The organism is Nonomuraea sp. NPDC049750 (genome assembly GCF_040659625.1).
GTDB lineage: Bacteria > Actinomycetota > Actinomycetes > Streptosporangiales > Streptosporangiaceae > Nonomuraea.
Genome location: NZ_JBFANB010000046.1, coordinates 35,857 through 53,059, shown reverse-complemented (window position 1 = coordinate 53,059; position 17,203 = coordinate 35,857). Strand labels below are relative to the sequence as shown.

Annotated in this window: 20 protein-coding genes and 1 pseudogene; 12 read left to right on the top strand and 9 right to left on the bottom strand. The window is 68.2% G+C overall.

From position 1 onward, the window contains the following. Window positions 1-6: 6 nt before the first annotated feature. Window positions 7-819 carry a MerR family transcriptional regulator gene (locus AB0J16_RS55210; RefSeq protein WP_358556002.1) on the bottom strand — a complete coding sequence of 271 codons (813 nt, stop codon included), beginning with the start codon at window positions 817-819 and terminating at the stop codon, window positions 7-9. Between the two features lie 214 nt (window positions 820-1,033). On the opposite strand from AB0J16_RS55210, the gene AB0J16_RS55205 reads away from it, so the two are divergent. The 3 genes from AB0J16_RS55205 (at window position 1,034) to AB0J16_RS55195 (ending at window position 4,483) form a co-directional block, all read left to right on the top strand. Then, window positions 1,034-1,873, top strand: coding sequence for an oxidoreductase (locus tag AB0J16_RS55205; RefSeq protein WP_358555999.1), 840 nt, complete (start codon window positions 1,034-1,036; stop codon window positions 1,871-1,873). Between the two features lie 10 nt (window positions 1,874-1,883). After that, window positions 1,884-2,474 carry a TetR/AcrR family transcriptional regulator gene (locus AB0J16_RS55200; RefSeq protein ID WP_358555996.1) on the top strand — a complete coding sequence of 197 codons (591 nt, stop codon included), beginning with the start codon at window positions 1,884-1,886 and terminating at the stop codon, window positions 2,472-2,474. A gap of 575 nt (window positions 2,475-3,049) precedes the next feature. Further along, complete coding sequence (locus AB0J16_RS55195; protein ID WP_358555993.1) at window positions 3,050-4,483, top strand: MFS transporter; 1,434 nt, start codon at window positions 3,050-3,052, stop codon at window positions 4,481-4,483. Window positions 4,484-4,720: 237 nt separating this feature from the next. On the opposite strand, the gene AB0J16_RS55190 is transcribed toward AB0J16_RS55195, so the two are convergent. Continuing rightward, window positions 4,721-5,119 (bottom strand): nuclear transport factor 2 family protein, encoded by a 399-nt coding sequence (locus AB0J16_RS55190; protein ID WP_358555990.1) that lies wholly within the window; start codon window positions 5,117-5,119, stop codon window positions 4,721-4,723. A gap of 225 nt (window positions 5,120-5,344) precedes the next feature. Further along, window positions 5,345-6,388 (bottom strand): NAD(P)-dependent alcohol dehydrogenase, encoded by a 1,044-nt coding sequence (locus tag AB0J16_RS55185; protein WP_358555987.1) that lies wholly within the window; start codon window positions 6,386-6,388, stop codon window positions 5,345-5,347. A 310-nt stretch (window positions 6,389-6,698) separates the two neighbouring features. Here AB0J16_RS55185 and AB0J16_RS55180 point away from each other — a divergent pair, with 310 nt between their 5' ends. The 3 genes from AB0J16_RS55180 to AB0J16_RS55170 all read left to right on the top strand — a co-directional run bounded on the left by AB0J16_RS55180 (window position 6,699) and on the right by AB0J16_RS55170 (window position 8,896). After that, complete coding sequence (locus tag AB0J16_RS55180) at window positions 6,699-7,076, top strand: DUF2255 family protein (protein WP_358555984.1); 378 nt, start codon at window positions 6,699-6,701, stop codon at window positions 7,074-7,076. A 109-nt stretch (window positions 7,077-7,185) separates the two neighbouring features. Beyond that, window positions 7,186-8,064, top strand: coding sequence for a TIGR03619 family F420-dependent LLM class oxidoreductase (locus tag AB0J16_RS55175; protein ID WP_358555981.1), 879 nt, complete (start codon window positions 7,186-7,188; stop codon window positions 8,062-8,064). A gap of 142 nt (window positions 8,065-8,206) precedes the next feature. Continuing rightward, a complete protein-coding gene (locus AB0J16_RS55170) occupies window positions 8,207-8,896 on the top strand; it encodes a type 1 glutamine amidotransferase domain-containing protein (RefSeq protein WP_358555979.1) in 690 nt (229 codons plus the stop codon). On the opposite strand, the gene AB0J16_RS55165 is transcribed toward AB0J16_RS55170, so the two are convergent. From AB0J16_RS55165 to AB0J16_RS55155, 3 genes and pseudogenes are all read right to left on the bottom strand, one after another. Next, window positions 8,893-9,828 (bottom strand): SDR family NAD(P)-dependent oxidoreductase, encoded by a 936-nt coding sequence (locus AB0J16_RS55165; protein WP_358555976.1) that lies wholly within the window; start codon window positions 9,826-9,828, stop codon window positions 8,893-8,895. The genes AB0J16_RS55170 and AB0J16_RS55165 overlap by 4 nt on opposite strands. Before the next feature lie 122 nt (window positions 9,829-9,950). Then, on the bottom strand, window positions 9,951-10,244 hold the full coding sequence (locus AB0J16_RS55160; protein WP_358556047.1) for an alpha-L-rhamnosidase C-terminal domain-containing protein: 294 nt from the start codon (window positions 10,242-10,244) through the stop codon (window positions 9,951-9,953). A gap of 3 nt (window positions 10,245-10,247) precedes the next feature. Then, a pseudogene (locus AB0J16_RS55155) lies at window positions 10,248-10,448 on the bottom strand (hypothetical protein); the annotation flags it as partial. On the opposite strand from AB0J16_RS55155, the gene AB0J16_RS55150 reads away from it, so the two are divergent. Continuing rightward, window positions 10,375-10,755 (top strand): hypothetical protein, encoded by a 381-nt coding sequence (locus tag AB0J16_RS55150; RefSeq protein ID WP_358556050.1) that lies wholly within the window; start codon window positions 10,375-10,377, stop codon window positions 10,753-10,755. The pseudogene AB0J16_RS55155 and the gene AB0J16_RS55150 sit on opposite strands and share 74 nt — an antisense overlap. Window positions 10,756-10,789: 34 nt before the next feature. Here the strand turns inward: AB0J16_RS55150 and AB0J16_RS55145 are convergent, their stop codons facing one another. After that, window positions 10,790-11,194 carry a RidA family protein gene (locus AB0J16_RS55145; RefSeq protein ID WP_358555973.1) on the bottom strand — a complete coding sequence of 135 codons (405 nt, stop codon included), beginning with the start codon at window positions 11,192-11,194 and terminating at the stop codon, window positions 10,790-10,792. A 148-nt stretch (window positions 11,195-11,342) separates the two neighbouring features. Between AB0J16_RS55145 and AB0J16_RS55140 the strand changes: the two genes are divergently transcribed. After that, window positions 11,343-11,723 carry a helix-turn-helix domain-containing protein gene (locus tag AB0J16_RS55140; RefSeq protein ID WP_358555970.1) on the top strand — a complete coding sequence of 127 codons (381 nt, stop codon included), beginning with the start codon at window positions 11,343-11,345 and terminating at the stop codon, window positions 11,721-11,723. 55 nt (window positions 11,724-11,778) lie between these two features. Here the strand turns inward: AB0J16_RS55140 and AB0J16_RS55135 are convergent, their stop codons facing one another. Continuing rightward, window positions 11,779-12,222 carry a helix-turn-helix domain-containing protein gene (locus AB0J16_RS55135; RefSeq protein WP_358555967.1) on the bottom strand — a complete coding sequence of 148 codons (444 nt, stop codon included), beginning with the start codon at window positions 12,220-12,222 and terminating at the stop codon, window positions 11,779-11,781. Window positions 12,223-12,308: 86 nt separating this feature from the next. Between AB0J16_RS55135 and AB0J16_RS55130 the strand changes: the two genes are divergently transcribed. Continuing rightward, entirely contained in the window at window positions 12,309-13,187 is an 879-nt protein-coding gene (locus tag AB0J16_RS55130; protein ID WP_358555965.1) for an aldo/keto reductase family oxidoreductase, read from the top strand. Between the two features lie 102 nt (window positions 13,188-13,289). Here AB0J16_RS55130 and AB0J16_RS55125 read toward each other — a convergent pair whose 3' ends face one another. Continuing rightward, complete coding sequence (locus AB0J16_RS55125) at window positions 13,290-14,033, bottom strand: TetR/AcrR family transcriptional regulator (protein WP_358555962.1); 744 nt, start codon at window positions 14,031-14,033, stop codon at window positions 13,290-13,292. Window positions 14,034-14,118: 85 nt separating this feature from the next. Between AB0J16_RS55125 and AB0J16_RS55120 the strand changes: the two genes are divergently transcribed. The 3 genes from AB0J16_RS55120 (at window position 14,119) to AB0J16_RS55110 (ending at window position 17,150) form a co-directional block, all read left to right on the top strand. Then, window positions 14,119-14,643: a DUF1707 domain-containing protein gene (locus AB0J16_RS55120; RefSeq protein ID WP_358555959.1), complete on the top strand. Its 525-nt coding sequence runs from the start codon at window positions 14,119-14,121 to the stop codon at window positions 14,641-14,643. A gap of 229 nt (window positions 14,644-14,872) precedes the next feature. Further along, entirely contained in the window at window positions 14,873-16,477 is a 1,605-nt protein-coding gene (locus tag AB0J16_RS55115) for a DHA2 family efflux MFS transporter permease subunit (RefSeq protein ID WP_358555956.1), read from the top strand. Window positions 16,478-16,547: 70 nt separating this feature from the next. Beyond that, window positions 16,548-17,150 carry a TetR/AcrR family transcriptional regulator gene (locus AB0J16_RS55110; RefSeq protein WP_358555954.1) on the top strand — a complete coding sequence of 201 codons (603 nt, stop codon included), beginning with the start codon at window positions 16,548-16,550 and terminating at the stop codon, window positions 17,148-17,150. Window positions 17,151-17,203: the final 53 nt, after the last annotated feature.

Sequence of the window (17,203 nt, the reverse complement as noted above, 5' to 3'; positions counted from 1 at the left end):
CTCGCGTCACTCTCCTGATTGGTGTTCGCGGGCCCAGATCACGGCCCGCTGGAGGTAGTCGAAGATGGCGGGCAGGCCGTCGGCGTCCAGCCACTCGATCTGGCGGCTGACCTCCTCGCTGACCCCGGCGCTGTTGTCGCGCCACCACGCCGTGCCGGCGATCTTGAGCCGTTCGTCGAGCCGCTCGTTGCCGCTCTGGAGCGCGGCTGCCATCGCCGTCCAGCGGGCGGTCACGGCCTGCACCTGAGGGTCGTCGACGGGCGTGCCCGCCAGCATGTTCTGATGGGCCTCCTTGAGCAGGACGAGCCACTCGGCCCGCAAGTCCCGCAGCGTGTCCTCGCCGAGTTGCAACCGGCGCTGGGCCAGGTGGTCTCGCAACTCCTGGGCGAAGTACGTCTCGTACACCGAGATCTCTTCGAGGGCGGTCATGAAGTGCTCGGAATCGGGCATGACCGACTGGTCGAGCAGCCCGAGGAGCCCGCCGATCTTCGTCTTGAGCTGCGCCATCCGGGCCGATTGCAGCTCCAGTTCGGCGAGCTGGGCGCCGAGCAGGTCGCGCATGGCCGCCAGGTCGTCGGCCGGCCGCCGGAGGACGTTCGCGATCTCCTCCAGCGACAGTCCCAGTCCGCGCAGGGCGCGCACGCGATACAGCTGCCGCAGATCGGCCTCGGTGTAGCGGCGGTGGCCCGACGCGGTCCGCTCGCCGGCCCGGACCAGGCCGATCTCGTCGTAGTGGTAGAGCGTACGGATGGTGACCCCGGTGGCCTTGGCCAGCTCTCCGATGGTCCATCGACGCTCGATACCGTCGTTTCCGGTCACGGAGTCGACGGTAGATCCTCCCGCCACGGGAGGTTCAAGCCAGAGCTCCCGCCCGTCTCATCGTGGCCGGTGGCCGTCGAGGCGGTGGGACGCGGCTCGGTAGCCCGTGGCCGCCTGACTCCCGAAGAGAGGTCGGCTTCCGTCGGGGGGCGAGTGGTGGGAGCGATCCTCATCATCTAAACTGAACGTTCAGTTCACTTAGTGGAGGGTGTCCATGAGGATCTGGTTCATCACGGGTGCCTCGCGTGGGTTCGGTCTGGAGATCGCACGCAAGGCTCTGGCCGAGGGGGATGCGGTGGTCGCCACCGCGCGGAATGCCGAACAGGTCGAGGTCGAACTCGCGAGCGCCGGTGATCGGCTGCTGGCCGTGAACCTGGATGTCACAGACGAGGCCGCCGTCCAGGAGGCCGTGGCCGCCGGGGTGGAGGCGTTCGGCCGTATTGATGTGCTCGTCAACAATGCTGGTCGGGGGTTGCTGGGAGCGGTGGAGGAGGCATCCGACGCCGAGGTCCGAGCGGTCTACGACGTCAACGTGTTCGGCCTGCTGGCGGTGACCCGCGCCGTGCTGCCGGTCATGCGCCGCCAGCGTTCCGGGCGGGTCTTGAACATCACCTCGGTGGGCGGGTTCACCGCGGGCCAGGGGTGGGGCGTGTACGGTTCGACGAAGTTCGCGGTGGAGGGCATGAGCGAGGCGATGCGCGCCGAGCTCGCCCCGCTGGGCATCGACGTGATCATCATCGAGCCCGGCGTCTTCCGCACCGACTTCCTCGACGACTCATCGCTGCACACGACCGAGCAGGTGATCGAGGACTACGCGGAGACCGCCGGTCAGACCCGGGCCTGGCGGACCAAGAACAACCACGCCCAGGCCGGTGACCCGGCGAGGGCGGCCGCCGCGATCGTCTCCATCGCCGGGGCCGGCGATCCGCCGGTCCGGCTTCAGCTGGGCGCTGACTGCGTCGCCCGCGTCGAGGCCAAGCTCGAACTGGTCAAGTCCGAGCTCGACCAGTGGCGCGAGGTCGCCGTGGCGACGGCCTACGACAATGCCGGCTGAGAAGGATCTCATGCCCCGCAGCCGCCGGGTGCGCGAGGCGGTGCTACGCGCCGCCACCGAGCTGCTGTCGCAGGGCGGGCTGCCGGCAGCGACGGTCGACGCCGTCAGCGCCCGGTCCGGGGTGAGCAAGGCGACCATCTACAAGCACTGGTCCAACCGCATCTGCGTGGCCATCGACGCGTTCGCCCTGCACATGGCCGAGGCGACCCCGGTGCCCGACACGGGCTCGGCGTGCGAGGACCTGACCCAGCAGGTACGCAACGTCGCCGCGTTCTATGCCGGTCCGGTCGGCCAGGTCTACGCCCAGCTACTGGCGGCCACCGTCACCGACCCAGGGGCCGCCGAACTCCTGCGGCAGCGCTTCCTGGAGGGCCGCCGCGAGCTGATTCGCCAGATGTGGCGACGCGGAGTGCAACGAGGTGAACTACGCACCGACGTCGACGTGGAAGTCGCCCAGGACGTCCTGTTCGGCGCCATTATCTTCCGCCTCGTCAGCGGCCACGCCCCCCTCACACCCACCGAGGCGGAGGCCATCGCGAACGCCGCCCTCACCGGCCTCCTCACCCAACCGGCCAGCGACACTGACAGGCTCGTTGATTGAGTGGGGTCTGAACACGTCGCGGGACTCGGACCTTGCGGTCAGGTCCCGTTTCCCGTGAGGTGCGCGTGGCCAGGCGGCGCTCCAGTTCGGCACGGTTGTGGCCGGAGGCTTGGGAGAGCTGGAAGGCTCCTTCCGTCGTATGCCGACACTTGTCGACCTGGTCGCGCTCGATGTCGACATCTGTTGGCCTACACCCGTTGACACGGGAAGACTTTAAAAGAGTTATTCCACTACTGGACAAATCCCGCTCGTTATGGCCATGCGCCGATGAGCATGGAGACATCTATCTCATTGTGCGGAGCGCCGTTTTATGGCCTCCCCATCGCTAACCCCACTGACCTGGGACGCGACATCTCGGAAGCAGTTTTTCGGCTTTTCGAGCACCTGTGGCTTGCCATTAGGGTGCACATTCATGGAATCGACTTTTCGATCGGCCGAAGAACTCGCGGGCCGCCACGCGTGCCGGTGAGTGACCTCGGCGGAACTGACCGACGAGGCGATCCCCGCATCGAGCGGGACGACAAGGTGGTCAAAAGCGTGAGACCAGTCATTAACTGCTTTTTGGAGGGATCTGCGTGAAAGCGTTGCTCACCCTGACCTGCGCAGGTCAGTTCATGGTGCTGCTCGACAACACGATCGTCGGCGCCGCCCTGCCCGACATGCAGCAGCGGCTCCACACCGGGCTGAGCGGCCTGCAGTGGATCGTCGACGCCTACGTGCTGCTGGTGGCCATGCTGCTGCTGTCGGGCGGCGTCTTCGCCGACCGGTTCGGCCGCAGGCGGGTGTTCCTGGCCGGGGTGGTGGTGTTCACGGCCGCGTCGGTGGTGTGTTCGCTCGCACCCTCGATCGGCTGGCTGATCGCCGGGCGGGTGCTGCAGGGCGTCGGGGCCGCGGCGCTGAGCCCCGCCTCGCTGGCGTTGCTCGCCGCCGCGTATCCCGCCCCAAGGGAGCGCGTCAGAGCGATCGGGTTGTGGGCCGGGTTCAGCGGCATCGGCCTGGCCGCCGGACCGCTGGCGGGCGGGATCCTGGTGGAGGCCTTCGGCTGGCCCGCCATCTTCCTGGTCAACGTGCCCATCGGAGCGGTCCTGCTGCTGGCCGGGCTGCGCGTGCTGGGGGAATCCCGAAACCCGAGCGCGCCGCCGATCGACGTCCCCGGCACGGTCCTGTCCGTCGCGGGCGTGGGCGCTGTGACCTTCGGCCTGATCGAGGGCGGTTCCCGAGGCTGGACCTCGCCGGTGATCCTGGGCGGCTTCGCCGCCGGGCTGGCGCTCCTGACCGCGTTCGTCGTGGTCGAAGGTCGTGTGTCAACGCCGATACTGCCGCTTCGACTGTTCCGTCAGCGGCTGTTCACGGTGTCCAACACGGCGATGGTCGTAGTCGGGTTCGCGCTGATGGGGTCGTCGTTCTTCTTCTCCCAGTTCTTCGTCTACGTCCAGGGCACTTCGATCCTGGTCGCCGGGCTGCGAACCCTGCCCGCCTCGCTGGCCATGGTGATCGTCAGCCCGTACGCGGGCCGGTTCGCGGCCAGGTACGGCTTCCGCGTCGTCGTCAGCAGCGGCCTGGCGCTGGCCGGGCTGGGGCTGCTGGCGCTGGGCTTCGTCCACGCCGATACCGGTTACGGGAACGTGTGGTGGCGGCTGGCGGTCGTCGGCATCGGATTCGCTCTGACCATGTCGCCGCTGACCGGGGCCGCCATCCAGGCGGTCAGCCCGCAGGAGGGCGGCCTCGCCTCCGGCGTCAGCAGCACCACCCGGCAGATCGGCGCGGTGCTGGGCGTGGCTGTGCTCGGGGCGATCGTCCACACGCGGGCGTCCGGCGGCGCCTCCTTCGAATCCGGCCTCAACAGCGCCTTCCTCGCGGCGGGTGCCGTGACGCTGGCCTGCGCGGTATTCACCAGCCTGTGGCTGACCGCGGGCCGGACGCCGAGGGGCGTCCTGGCCGAACAGTCAGGAGGCCAAGCAGTCAGCGAGCCGCCGCTGACAGCTCCTCCCAGTCGGCCCACGTCTTGAGCCGCTCGGCGTAGGCCTGCTGGGTCATCCGCGGCCCTTCCCCGCGCCGAGCTCGGCAGGACCGAAGCCCTACGCATAGGCGACTTGACGAATTCCCACACGCACCAGCTGCTGCTGAGGCCAAGGCGTCTCTGATCGGTCGTCACGGTTTCTTCTCCCTGAGCCGACATGTAGACCATGTCGGATTGAAGTGAACGACTCAGGTGGGTCAGACGAACGACAGGATGCCTGGAACGGTCACATCACCGCGTCTGTTTTCAGCGGCCCGGCGGTGATGCGCACCGTCCGGATCTGGAGCGGTTCTCCCTCGTCGAGGTAGAAGATGTGCATGAACGGGGCACGCACCACCCGGTCCGGTTCAGCCTTCTTGGCCATGGTCGCTTCACCGCGCAGCAGGCGGACTCCGTCGCCCGCGGTCCAGAACTCCAACACCTCGTGGGTGATGTTCAGCGGCTCGTCGATCTTGACGAAGAACGCCTGGATGGCCTCGACTCCGTGGATGTGCTCAGTGCCGAAGTACATGTCGGTGTCCTCGGTCAGCGGCGCGAAGCCCTCGCCGAACTCCAGGGTGTCGATGGCTTCCATGAACTTCAGGACCCAGCCGGGTACGGCCATCGCTTGTGCGGTGTCTGCCATGGTGATGGTCTCCTGATCAGGCGGCGGCGGGCAGCTCGCGTGATCGCCACGATGTCCGACGACAAGGGGGGTGGCGCAGGACGAAGGCGATCGCCATCTCGATCAGCGGGACCCCCGCCTTGTCGGCCAGCTCCGCGAGCTGCTCGGCGGCCTCCAGCTTGCCGACCGAGACGCCGGTGCGTCCCAGTTGGCGGTACTCCTGAAGTACTCCTTCTCGAAAGTGGCTCAGGCCAGGGTCGAGATGTCGATCACGAACCGGTACCGCACGTCGGAGGCAAGGACGCGCTCGTACGCCTCGTTGATCTTGTCGGCCGAGATGACCTCGATCTCGGCCCCGAGGTGGTGCTGGGCGCAGAAGTCGAGCATTTCCTGGGTTTCGCGGATGCCGCCGATCGCCGAACCGGCGAACGACCGGCGGCTCATGATGAGGGGGAAGACGTTGAACGCCAGTGGTTCGGCCGGAGCGCCGACGTTGACCATCGTGCCGTCCACGGCCAGCAGCGACAGGTAGGCGTCGAGCTCGATCTTCGCGCTGATGGTGTTCACGATGAGGTCGAAGGAGCCGGCGAGCTGCTCGACCGTCTCCGGGTCGCTCGTGGCGTAGTAGTGGTCCGCGCCCAGGCGCAGGCCGTCCTCCCTCTTCTTCAGCGACTGCGACAGAACGGTCACCTCGGCGCCCAACGCGTGCGCGAGCTTGACGGCCATGTGACCGAGCCCGCCGAGCCCGACGACCGCCACCTTCTTGCCAGGGCCGGCGCCCCAGCGGCGCAGCGGCGAGTACGTCGTGATGCCGGCGCACAGCAGCGGCGCGGCGGAGTCGAGCTCGATGCCTTCGGGGATTCGTACGACGAAGTCCTCGGTCACCACGATGTGGGTGGTGTAGCCGCCCTGGGTGATCCGTCCGTCCTTGTCGGTGGAGCCGTAGGTGAGCGTGTTGCCCTTGAGGCAGTACTGCTCCTCGCCCTTGCGGCAGCTGGAGCACTCGCCGCAGGAGTCGACCATGCAGCCGACGCCGACCCGGTCTCCGACGGCGTACTGGGTGACCTCTGGGCCGACCGCGGCGACGATTCCGGCGATCTCGTGGCCGGGGGCGACGGGATAGGGGGCGGTGCCCCATTCGCCGCGTACGAAGTGGATGTCGGAGTGGCAGATGCCGCAGTACTTGATCTCGATGAGGACGTCACGCGGGCCGACGTCGCGACGCTCGACCCTCGCCGGGGCGAGCGGCTCGGTCGCGGACGTGGCGGAGTAGGAGTTGACGGTGAGCATGTTCTTCTCCGTGCTGAAGCTTCTATGAGTGCTTCTACGACTGCTTCTATGACTGACGGCGGCGCGTGGCGAGGCCGCCGTAGCGAGCGTGTTCTGAGCTCTTCTGAAGCCGTTCTGAGCAGGGAAAACGTCTCTTTCCCCCATCCACTGTGCCACCGCCGCGTGCTGCGCGGCAGGGCGGGGTGTGCCGGGGAGCGGTGTTCAGGGGTGTGACAGGGCCCCCCAGGCGCCGGGTCGGCGGCGCGGGTTTGGGTATCGGTGCCGTACTCAAGACTGCGGCCACCACCGATATGACGAAGGAGACAAGCCGATGACTACGTGGACGAGCGACGAGCTCAGCAGGATCGAAGCGGCCGACGAGTTGCGGATCGAGCCCCGGCGCGGCGACGGCACGCTGGGCAAGCCGGTGCCGATCTGGGTCGTCCGCCATGGCGACCACCTCTATGTCCGCTCCTACAAGGCGGGCGCGGGTGCCTGGTTCCGCACGGTCCAGGAGACCCACGAAGGCCATATCCGGGCCGGCGGCGTCGACAAGGACGTCACCATCGAGGCGGAAACCGATCCTGACATCGACCTCCAGATCGACGCCGCCTACCGCGCCAAGTACGGCCGCTACGGTCCGACGTACATCGACGCCATGGTGGCGCCCGAGGTGCGAGCCACGACCCGCAAGCTCGAGCCTCGCTGAACCTTGCGGCCCCCAAGACTTGCCTTGACGCTGGCGGCAACGTTCTAGCGTGTCGGCGACAGGCGGGGGGCGCAGGCCGATCCTCCGTGCGCCGATCGGAGGAATGACGATGAAGTTCGGGATCAGCTACAACATGGCCTATTTCGGCGTCGATCCCGAAAGGATCATGGCCTTCGCCCGGCATGCCGAGGACAGCGGCTTCGAGTCGCTGTACCTGCCGGAGCACATCGCGCTGTACCCCGGCGCCACGGTCGGGACCATGGAGCTTTCGCCGTCGCTGCCCTACGCCGATCCGCTCGACTGCCTGAGCTTCGTCGCCGCGGCCACGGAGCGGATCCAGCTCGGAACGGGTGTGCTGCTGCTGCCGTACCACCACCCGGTGGTCCTCGCCAAGCGTCTGGCGACGATCGACGTGCTGTCCAAGGGGCGGATGCGGCTGCTGACCGTGGGGCTCGGCTCCCTGCCCGGCGAGGCGCGGGCGGTGGGGGTCGACTTCAGCACCCGGGGCCGGCGCGCCGACGAGGCGATCGATGTCATGCGGCTGCTCTGGGCCGGTGGCGAGGACGGCGTCAGCTTCGCGGGGGAGTTCTTCGCCTTCGACGACCTGTGCCAATTCCCCAAGCCCGTCGGTGTCACCCACCTGCCGATCCACATCGGCGGATCGAGCCGGGCGGCCGCCAGCCGCGCCGGGCGACGCGGCGACGGCTACTTCCCCGGCGGCGCGCTCGGTCCGGACGAGCGCGCCCTGCAGTTGGACCTCGCCCGCTCGACCGCCGTCGAGGCAGGGCGCAGCCCGGAAGCGCTGGAGTACACGCGATGGGGGTCGATCGACATGTCCGCCGAGGGGGTCGAAGCCCTCGCCGCGCAAGGCGTGACCCGCCTCGTCGTGAACCCCACCGCCCCCGACCTGGACCGGCAACGCGATCAGATGTCCGCGTTCGCCCAGCGCTTCGCCCTCCTCGACACCTCCCTCAGCCACGGCAGGTGATCATCGCGGGGGAGCGGGCGGGCGTGGACGCCTGCGGTGCGGCATCCACCCCGCCACATGGCCTCGATAACACCCGACATAGGCTGCTTCCAGGAAGGGCCTGAGCCAACCGCAGCAGATGCAGACGGGGGGCGGTTGCCCGATGGCGAAGCTACTTTTCGTGATGACCGGCACGGCGTACTGGACGCTCAAGGACGGCACCAGGCATGCGACGGGCTACTGGGCCGAGGAGTTCGCGGCCCCGTACAAGGCGCTCACCGAGGCCGGCCACGAGGTCGTGGTCGCCACTCCCAACGGGGTGGTACCGACCGTGGACATGATGAGCCTGCGCCCCGAGATGGCGGGTAGCGCGCAGATCGCTCTCGATCTGGAGGCGATCATCCGTTCCGCGGAGGTGATGCGGCGGCCGATCCACTTGGCGGACGCCCGCCTGGAGGATTACGACGCCGTCTACTGCCCGGGCGGCCACGGCCCCATGGAAGACCTGTACATCGACGCGGACGCCGGCCGGCTGCTGACCGAGGCGCTCGCCTCCGGCAGGCCCCTCGCGATCGTCTGCCACGCCCCGGCCGCGATGCTGGCCACCAGGATCCACGGCGTGTCGCCCTTCGCCGGCTACCAGATCACCGCGTTCACCAACGAGGAAGAGAACGCGGTCGGGCTCGCCTCGAAGGCCCGCTGGTTGCTGGAGGACGAGCTCATCGACCTGGGCGTCGACTTCACCAAGGGCGAGATGTGGAAGCCGTACACGGTGGTTGACCGCAACCTGTTCACCGGGCAGAACCCCGCGTCGGCGGCCGTCCTGGCCGAACGGCTGCTCAAGGCCCTTTAGCGGGCTGCCTTGCCGATCATGTCGAGGGACACCTGCCAGAGGCGGGCGGCGGCGTCGGGGTCGACGGCGTAGGCCGCGAAGCCGCGCCGGAGTCCGGGTGTGTGCGGGACGGCTGGTTGGCAGTCCTCGAAGTACTGTCCGGTCACGCCTTCGACGAGCGGCGAGGCGGCCAGCAGGGTCGAGGTGGCCGCCCCCTGCGGGATGTCCTTGACCGTCACACCGTCGCTGGATTCGGGCTCGAACGATGCCGGTGGGGCGGTCATGTGCCGCGACAGGCCGGTGCTCCAGATACGGCCGGGGTTGAGCGCGTTGACCGTGATGCCGTCGTCGGCCCAGCGTCTGGCGGCTTCGACGGCGAACAGGATGTTCGCGGTCTTGGACTGGCTGTAAGCCTTCCACTCGTCGTACGGATGGCGATCGAAGTTGATGTCGTCCCAGATGATGTCCCCATTGACGTGGCCCACGGAGCTCACGACGACGACCCGCGCGCGCCCGGCGGCCTCAAGGGCGTCGTGCAGTCCGGCGGTGAGGGCGAAATGGCCAAGATGATTGGTGGCGAACTGCATCTCCCAGCCCTCGGCGGTACGCCGCTCGGGGGTGGCCATGATGCCGGCGTTGTCGACCAGGATGTCGAGCGGGCCTCGCCATGAGGCGACGAAGACATCGATCGAGTCGCGGACCGATAGATCCATAAAGGCCACCTGTACCCGCGCATTGCCAGTGGACGCCACGATGTCGGCGGCGACCTTCTCTCCCGCGGCCGTGTCGCGGACCGCGAGGGTGACGTCGGCGCCGGCCTTGGCGAGCGCCCGCGCGGTCTCCACGCCGATTCCCGACGACGCTCCCGTCACGATGGCCTTCTTGGCGGACAGGTCGACGCCCTCGACGGTTTCCGCAGCGGTCGTGGCCGGCCCGAAGGGGATGGTGACCATGTGATGTTCCTTCACGTAGGGATAACCGGACCCGGCTCCGGTTAGCCTCACTATAACCGGACCCGGCTCCGGTTCGCCGGGCGAAGGTCCCGGAACCTCGCTGGACGCGCCGCAGATGCCTACTAGAGCCGGTGGGTGCCGGCGCCGAAGTGGTGAGCGTGTCCCGCGTGGTGGATCTCGGCTTCTGTTCCCGGCGGCACGGTGACCTCGATTGTGGAGTCCGCGCCGGTGACGTGCCGGCTCGCCGCGATCGTTCCGTAGCCGGTTTCCAGTGTCCCGCCGGCGGACGCGAGCCCGCCGCCCGGCGTGGGCGCTACGGCGAAGCGCCGATAGCCAGGCTCGAGAGGGCGAATGCCGACCACGTGCTCGAACAGCCATCCGGCCACTGACCCGAACGCGTAGTGGTTGTGGGACATCCGAGCGGCACCTTTCCGGTCAGAACCCTCCCAGGTTTCCCAGACGGTTGTGGCGCCTCGCTCGATTTGATGCAGCCACGATGGAGGCGTTGACTGCAGCAGAACGCGATAGGCCAGGTCGTCGCGTCCGATGTCCACCAGTACGGACAACAGCATCGGTGTGCTGAGAAAGCCCGTCGCGAGGTGTCCGCCGTTCTCCTCGATGAGCGCGGCCAGGCGTACGGCGGCACAAGGTTGTTCGACGGGTTCGAGGAGGCTCGCCCACGCCCGGCTCCGCTCCTGCGGGCAGGGGCTGCCTGTGGGGTTGCCGGCCAACGTCTGGCAGTGTGAGCTCATCGTCGCTGGGCCGGATGGCGAGCACGCCGCCGTCCTGCGGTGGACGCACCAGGCTACGGCCTCCGTCACCGTTCCCGGTGCCGGGAGCGTATGGCGGCTCGACGGCTCCGGCAGTCCAGTCCGGCCGGGCGACGCTGTCCAGATCACCGAACGGCCCGTCCTCATCACGTACTGACCGGCCGGAAATTCCGGTGCGCGATGACGAAGCCCTAGTCGATGATCGCGGTGACCTCGGCTTCCACGAGGATGCCGGGCTCGAAGAGGATGTCGACCCCGATCAGCGCGGCGGGCGGCGTAGCGAGATCGAACTCGCGGGCCGCCTGGTCGATTCCCGCGCTGAAGGCGTCGTACATCTCTCTCTTCCAGCCCGCTGCGTACCACGTGAAGCGGACGACGTCGTGGAACGTCGCTCCTGCCGCGTCGAGCGCCTTGGCGACGTTGCGGTAGACCTGGGCCACCTGTCCGGCGAGGTCGCCCGCTGCCACGAGCTCGCCATTCTCGTCCCAGGCGACCTGTCCCGCGATGTGGATCTGCCTGCTACCCGTCGCCACCGCGACGTGGTGGTAGAGCGGGATTCGGACATGCTTGTCAGGGTTGATGAGTGAGACGGTCATGAGTTTCCCATCAGTCTTTCGTTCGGTCGCGTGAGCGCGAAGGCAACGGACGAGTTGACCTTCCTGTGGTCTCTTGCGGTTACTCAGAAACCATAGGAGAGTGTGCGCTGACATGGAAGAACGAACTTTTTAGTGACTGGGGAACCAGATGGTGACCAAGCAGCTCAGGGACTCGTCCGACGAAGCCGATCTGCGGCGAGCGGACTCCCTCGCGCGGGAGATCTTCTCCGATGTCGCCAACAAGTGGGCGTTGCTGATCATCGAGGCTCTCGGCGAGCGCACCCTGCGCTTCAGCGAATTGCGGGACGAGGTCGAGGGCATCAGCCACAAGATGCTCACCCAGAACCTGCGCATGCTGGAGCGCAACGGCCTGGCGGAACGGAAGGTGCACCCCACAGTGCCGCCACGGGTCGAGTACACCCTTACCGAGCCGGGCCAAGCCTTGCGAGCGACGGTCGACCTGATCTGCGACTGGACCCACCAGTACTTCGGTCACATCGAAGCCGCCCGCCGCGGCTTCCACGCCTGACAGCTCACGTAGCTCGCGCCGGGCCGAGGCCGTCCGCTCGCGGCGTGGCTCCGGTTCAGGCGACGTGGCTGTCGTACGTCGCGCGGTTGGCGAGCACATCGTCCATGTGCGTCTCGGCCCAGGCCTTGAGGCCGCGCATCATTTCCTGCAGCGAGAGACCGAGTTCGGTCAGCTCGTAGGTGACCGTGACGGGCACGGTCGGCGTCACCGTGCGGGTGATGAGGCCGTCACGCTCCAGGGAGCGCAGCGTCTGAGTGAGCATCTTCTGGCTGACGCCGGCCAGCAGGCGGGACAGCTCCGAGTAGCGCATCGACCTGGGCTCACCGGCGCAGTCGGCACCGAACTGATGCGGGCCGTCGCTGCCCAGCGCGGCCAGGATCAGCGCCACCCACTTGTCGGAGATGCGATCGAGCAGCTTGCGGCTAGGACACACCGCCAGGAAAGCGTCATATTCCGCCTTGGCCTGTGCCTTCTTCTGGGCCACCGTCTCGGTTGCCATCGACCGCTCCTCTCACCCATGGGCGACTTACGCACTTTGAGGTGCCTACTTCCTATCAGGAAAGTTACATCCCCATATATAGAGGTATGAGGATGCTTTCCACTTCACTCCCCGGCGGCACCTGGACCCTGGGCGACTTGACCGTCACCCGGTTCGGCTACGGCGCCATGCAGCTCGCCGGCCTCGGAGTCATGGGGCCGCCTGCCGACCACGACAGCGCACTCGCCGTCCTCCGCGAGGCCGTCGACCTTGGAATCACCCACATCGACACCAGCGACGCCTACGGACCGCACGTCACCAACCAGCTGATCCGCGAAGCGCTGCACCCATACCCCGAATCGCTGCACATCGTGACCAAGGTCGGCGCGATCCGCGACCAGCAGGGTGGCTGGCCCCCGGCCCGGCAGCCCGACGAGCTGCGCCGCTCCGTCCACGAGAACCTGGAGACCCTCGGCCTCGAAGTGCTCGACCTGGTCAACCTCCGGCTCGGCAACGCCGAGGGACCCCAATCCGGCTCGCTCGCCGAGCCGTTCGAGACGCTCGTCGAGCTCCAGCGGCAGGGCCTGATCCGGCATCTCGGAGTGAGCAACGCGACCGCGGAACAGGTCGCCGAGGCACGGGCTATCGCGCCGATCGCGTGCGTGCAGAACATGTACAACCTCGCCTACCGCCAAGACGACGACCTGATCGACACGCTCGCCGAAGCGGGCATCGCCTACGTGCCCTTCTTCCCCCTCGGCGGCTTCAGCCCGCTCCAGTCCGCGGCGCTCTCGACCGTGGCCACTCGGTTGGACACGACGCCGAAGGCCGTCGCCCTGGCCTGGCTGCTGCGGCGCTCACCGAACATCCTGCTGATTCCTGGCACCTCGTCGCCGGCGCACCTGCGCGAGAACGTCGCCGGCGCGGGAGTCTCACTCTCCGACGGGGAGCTGGCCGAGCTGGACAAGCCGGCGGCCGAGGGCTAGGCCCGCGACCAGGACGCCGAGGAAGGTCACTCCTGCGGCCAGGCAGTACGCCAGGGTCAGGCCGTGGGTGAGCTCTCTTCTGGGCGTGTCGCCGCCCAGCTGCTACTGACGCGTTTTCGGAGGCTCGGCCGTTGGCGGGAGGGCCGCGGCGATGCAGTCGAGGACGCGCTCCAGCCCGTACCGGAACCGCTCGTCACGGCTCAGATGCGTCTGGCGGGCCTGCGTCGCGATCTTGGTGAAGATCGGGTACTGGCCGCTCTTGATCAGCTGCTCGACGTACGGGTAGGTCCGCGCCAGCCACTGCGACTCGGTGAGCCCGCTGCGGCGGACCTCCTCGGCCCAGCTGACCTCGTCGCGGACGGCGCTGTCGATGTAGCCGTTCAGAATGGCCATGAGGCCGAGGTTCTCGTCGATGGGAACGTGGGCGTCGAGGGCGCCCATCACTCGTTCGATCAGGCGCAGCTGGTTGGGGCCGAAGCCGGGGAGCGAGCGGTGCACGGTGGCGATCCACGGGTGCCGCAGCCACATGGCCCGCATCCCGTCGGCGTAGCGGGTCAGGTCCGCGCGCCAGTCGCCGGAGGGCATGCCCTCGACGTCGATCTCGCCCTGCAGCCGGTCGGCGACGAGCTCGATCAGGTCATCGCGGCTGGGGACGTAGCGGTAGAGGGACATCGCGCCCGCGCCGATCTCGGCGGCGATCCGCCGCATGGTGGCGGCCTCCAGCCCCTCGGTGTCGGCGATCCGGATCGCCGCCTCGGTGATCTGGGCGCGGCTGTAGGCCGGCTTCGGCCCGCGGGCCGGGCGCTCGGGCCGCATCCAGATGTTGACGTACTCGGCGTCGGTCACCGTTCCACCCCCAACTTGCGTACATAGTACCCAGTGACTTACCCTGGCCATCGCAACTGCGTACGAAGTACCCAATGGAGGGGTCATGGATCCGATCGTGGTCAGCGAAGACGACCGCGACACGGCCGTGCGGCGCCTTCAGGAGGCGTACGCCGAAGGGCACCTCTCGTACGAGGAACTCGACGAACGCCTCCACCAGGTGCTCACCGCCAACACGCACAGCGAACTCGGGTCGGCTCTGGCCTCCCTCCCGGAGGAGGACGCGGGCATCACGGCCACGATCGCCGCCGTCAGCGGACGGATCCAGCGGCGCGGCGCATGGCGCGTACCTCGGACCCTCAAGGTCGAGTCCGCACTCGGAAGGGTGCGTCTGGACCTGTCCCGGGCGATCATCGACCATTCGGTGGTCGACATCGAGCTGCACCTCGGCACGGGCGGCGCCGAGATCACGGTACCTCGCGACGCGATCGTCGACGTCGAGGGTCTGCGCACCGGCTGGAAGACCCCGCTCCACAAGACCCCGCGGCGCGTACGACCCTGCGGACCGCGAATCCAGATCTCCGGGGCCATGGGGACAGGACGGTTGAAGATCCGCCACGCGCGGCGCTAAGCTGCGAACCGACTTCTCACCGTTGGGCTTTCCGCCCCGCCTACCAGCTTCCCCCGGGTCCCGATGACACGGGGAAGGTGGAAGTCGCTCACCACATCCTGGACAAGGGTGTTCTGCATGGTGGCGACGCGCGGCGGCCCTTCTGGTCTCCTCCGAGGTTTGAGCCGTTCTGGCATCAGTGGCGCGTGTCCTCACCCAGCAGACGGTTGCCCTCAGAGAGGTCTCCGGAATGCCGGAAATCAAAGCCACCGAACCACCGGTCACGCGGCGTCCGTGGCTGGTTCTCGCGATCATGTGCATCGGCTTCTTCATGTCGCTGCTCGACGGATCCATCGTCAACGTCGCCGTCCCCACGCTGATCCATGGCATCGACGCCTCCTACGACCAGGTGCTGTGGGTCATCGACGGCTACCTGCTCGTCTTCTCGGTGCTGCTGATCACCACCGGGCGGCTGGGGGACATCTTCGGATACCGCCGGTTGTACGTGATCGGCATCAGCACCTTCACCATCGCCTCGGCACTGTGCGGGCTGGCCGACTCATCACCCCAGTTGCTGGCCGCCCGGCTGCTGCAGGGACTGGGCGGGGCGCTGCTGTTCCCGCAGGTCATCTCGTCGATCCTGACGATCTTCCCGCCACGGCTGCGCGGCCGGGCGTTCGGGCTGTTCGGGTCGATCGTCGGCTTCGCCCCGATCGTCGGCCCGGTCATCGGCGGCTTCCTGCTCGCCCACCTCGACTGGCGCTGGATCTTCTTCATCAACGTCCCGATCGGGATCATCACCGCCGTGCTGGCGCTGACCTTCGCGCCGCCCATGCGCGCGGAGCGTCAGCACCGGCTCGATCTGGTCGGCGTCGCGCTGGCCACCGCCGGGCTGAGCGGCATCGTGTTCGGCCTGATCGAGGGGGAACGCTATAGCTGGGGCACCATCACCGGGCCGATCAGCATCGCCTCGGTCATCGTCGCGGGCGTCACGCTGCTGGTGGTGTTCGTCCTGTGGCAGCACCGGCAGCGGGACGAGCCCCTGATGCCGCTGGTTCTGTTCGGCGCGCGCAACTTCGCGGTCGGTAACTGGGTCGGGTTCGTCTTCCAGCTCGGCATGATCGGCATCATGTTCGTGGTGGTGCTGTACCTGCAGATGGCGCGCGGGTACTCGGCGCTGGAGACCGGCCTGGTGGTCCTGCCGAGCGCCGTGCTCACCGCGGTCGGCTCGGCGTACGCCGGGCGGCTGTCGGACAGGTTCGGCGGCAAGTACATCCTGACGGCCGGCCTGACGCTGCTGGCCGTCGGCCTGCTGGTGCTGGTCGCCATGGCCGGACCCGCCGGCGGCGCGTGGAGCCTGCAACCCGGTTTGACCGTCATCGGGATCGCCGGCGGTGCCACGTTCGTGCCCCTGCTGCAGGCCACCATGGACGGTGTCGATCCCCGGCTGGCCGGGGCGGCCTCCGGCGTGTCCAGCACCACCCGGCAGATCGGTGGCGTCCTCGGCACCGCCGTACTGGGCGTCCTGCTGTCGGCCCGCCTCTCCTCGACCCTGCGCGACGAGGCCGAGAAGCGCGCCGGTCAGCTACCGGAGAACCTGCGCGCCCGGTTCATCGACGACAGCGCCGCCGCCGCGCGCGACTACAGCCCGCCCACGCCGCCCGGCGGACTGAGCCCCGCCACGAGAAGCCTGTACGAACGCGTCACCGCCGACACGTTCGCCACCGGCTTCCTCCACGCCATGCAGACCACCCTCGTGATGTGCGCCGTGGTGCTGGTGGTCGCCGTCCTGTCCTGTCTCCTGTTCAGTCCGCGTGAGAAGCCGGCGACCGAGCCCGCCCGGCAGTTGACCTAGCGCTCGTTCGGGCATATATATCGAGAGGTAAACATATGTAGTAGACCCGATATCAGACGGGAGCACCCCGGTGGCGCGTACCCAGGATCAGCGGCGGGCCGAGACCCGGGCCCGGCTGATCGACGCGGCCGCTGACCTGTTCGCCCGCAAGGGGTTCCACGCGGTGTCGGCCGAGGCGGTGGCCGATGTGGCCGATCGCACGACCGGCGCGCTGTACAACCACTTCGGCGGCAAGGAAGGGCTGCTGCTCGCGCTGCTGGAGGTGTGGAAGGACCAGACCGCGGCCGAGTTGCTCGCCGGGTTCGAGGAGGTCACCGAACTCGACGAGCGGCTGGCCGCCCTGTTCGAAGCGCTGACACGTAAGGACGAGGATCGCGGTGCGTCATGGCTCCTGCTCGAGCTGGAGCTGTGGCTGCACGGCGCGCGTGATCCCGTCATCGCCGAGCCACTGGCCAGGCGTTATGCCGACATCCGCGCCCGGCTCGCCGGCGGGCTGTCCGACTGGGCCGAGACGGCGGGCGTGCCGCTGCGCCGATCGCCGGAGCGGACGGCCACGGCCGTGCTCGGGGTGCTGATCGGCTGCGCGGTCCAGCACCGGCTCGATCCCGCCGCGGTCGAGCAGCGGGCCGTCGTGGAGAGCCTGCGCGATCTGCTCGGACTGCCCGACCCCTGAGTCCTTCGACGTCCCGGGCCCCGGGCCGTCCCGACCGCTCGAACTGCTCGACT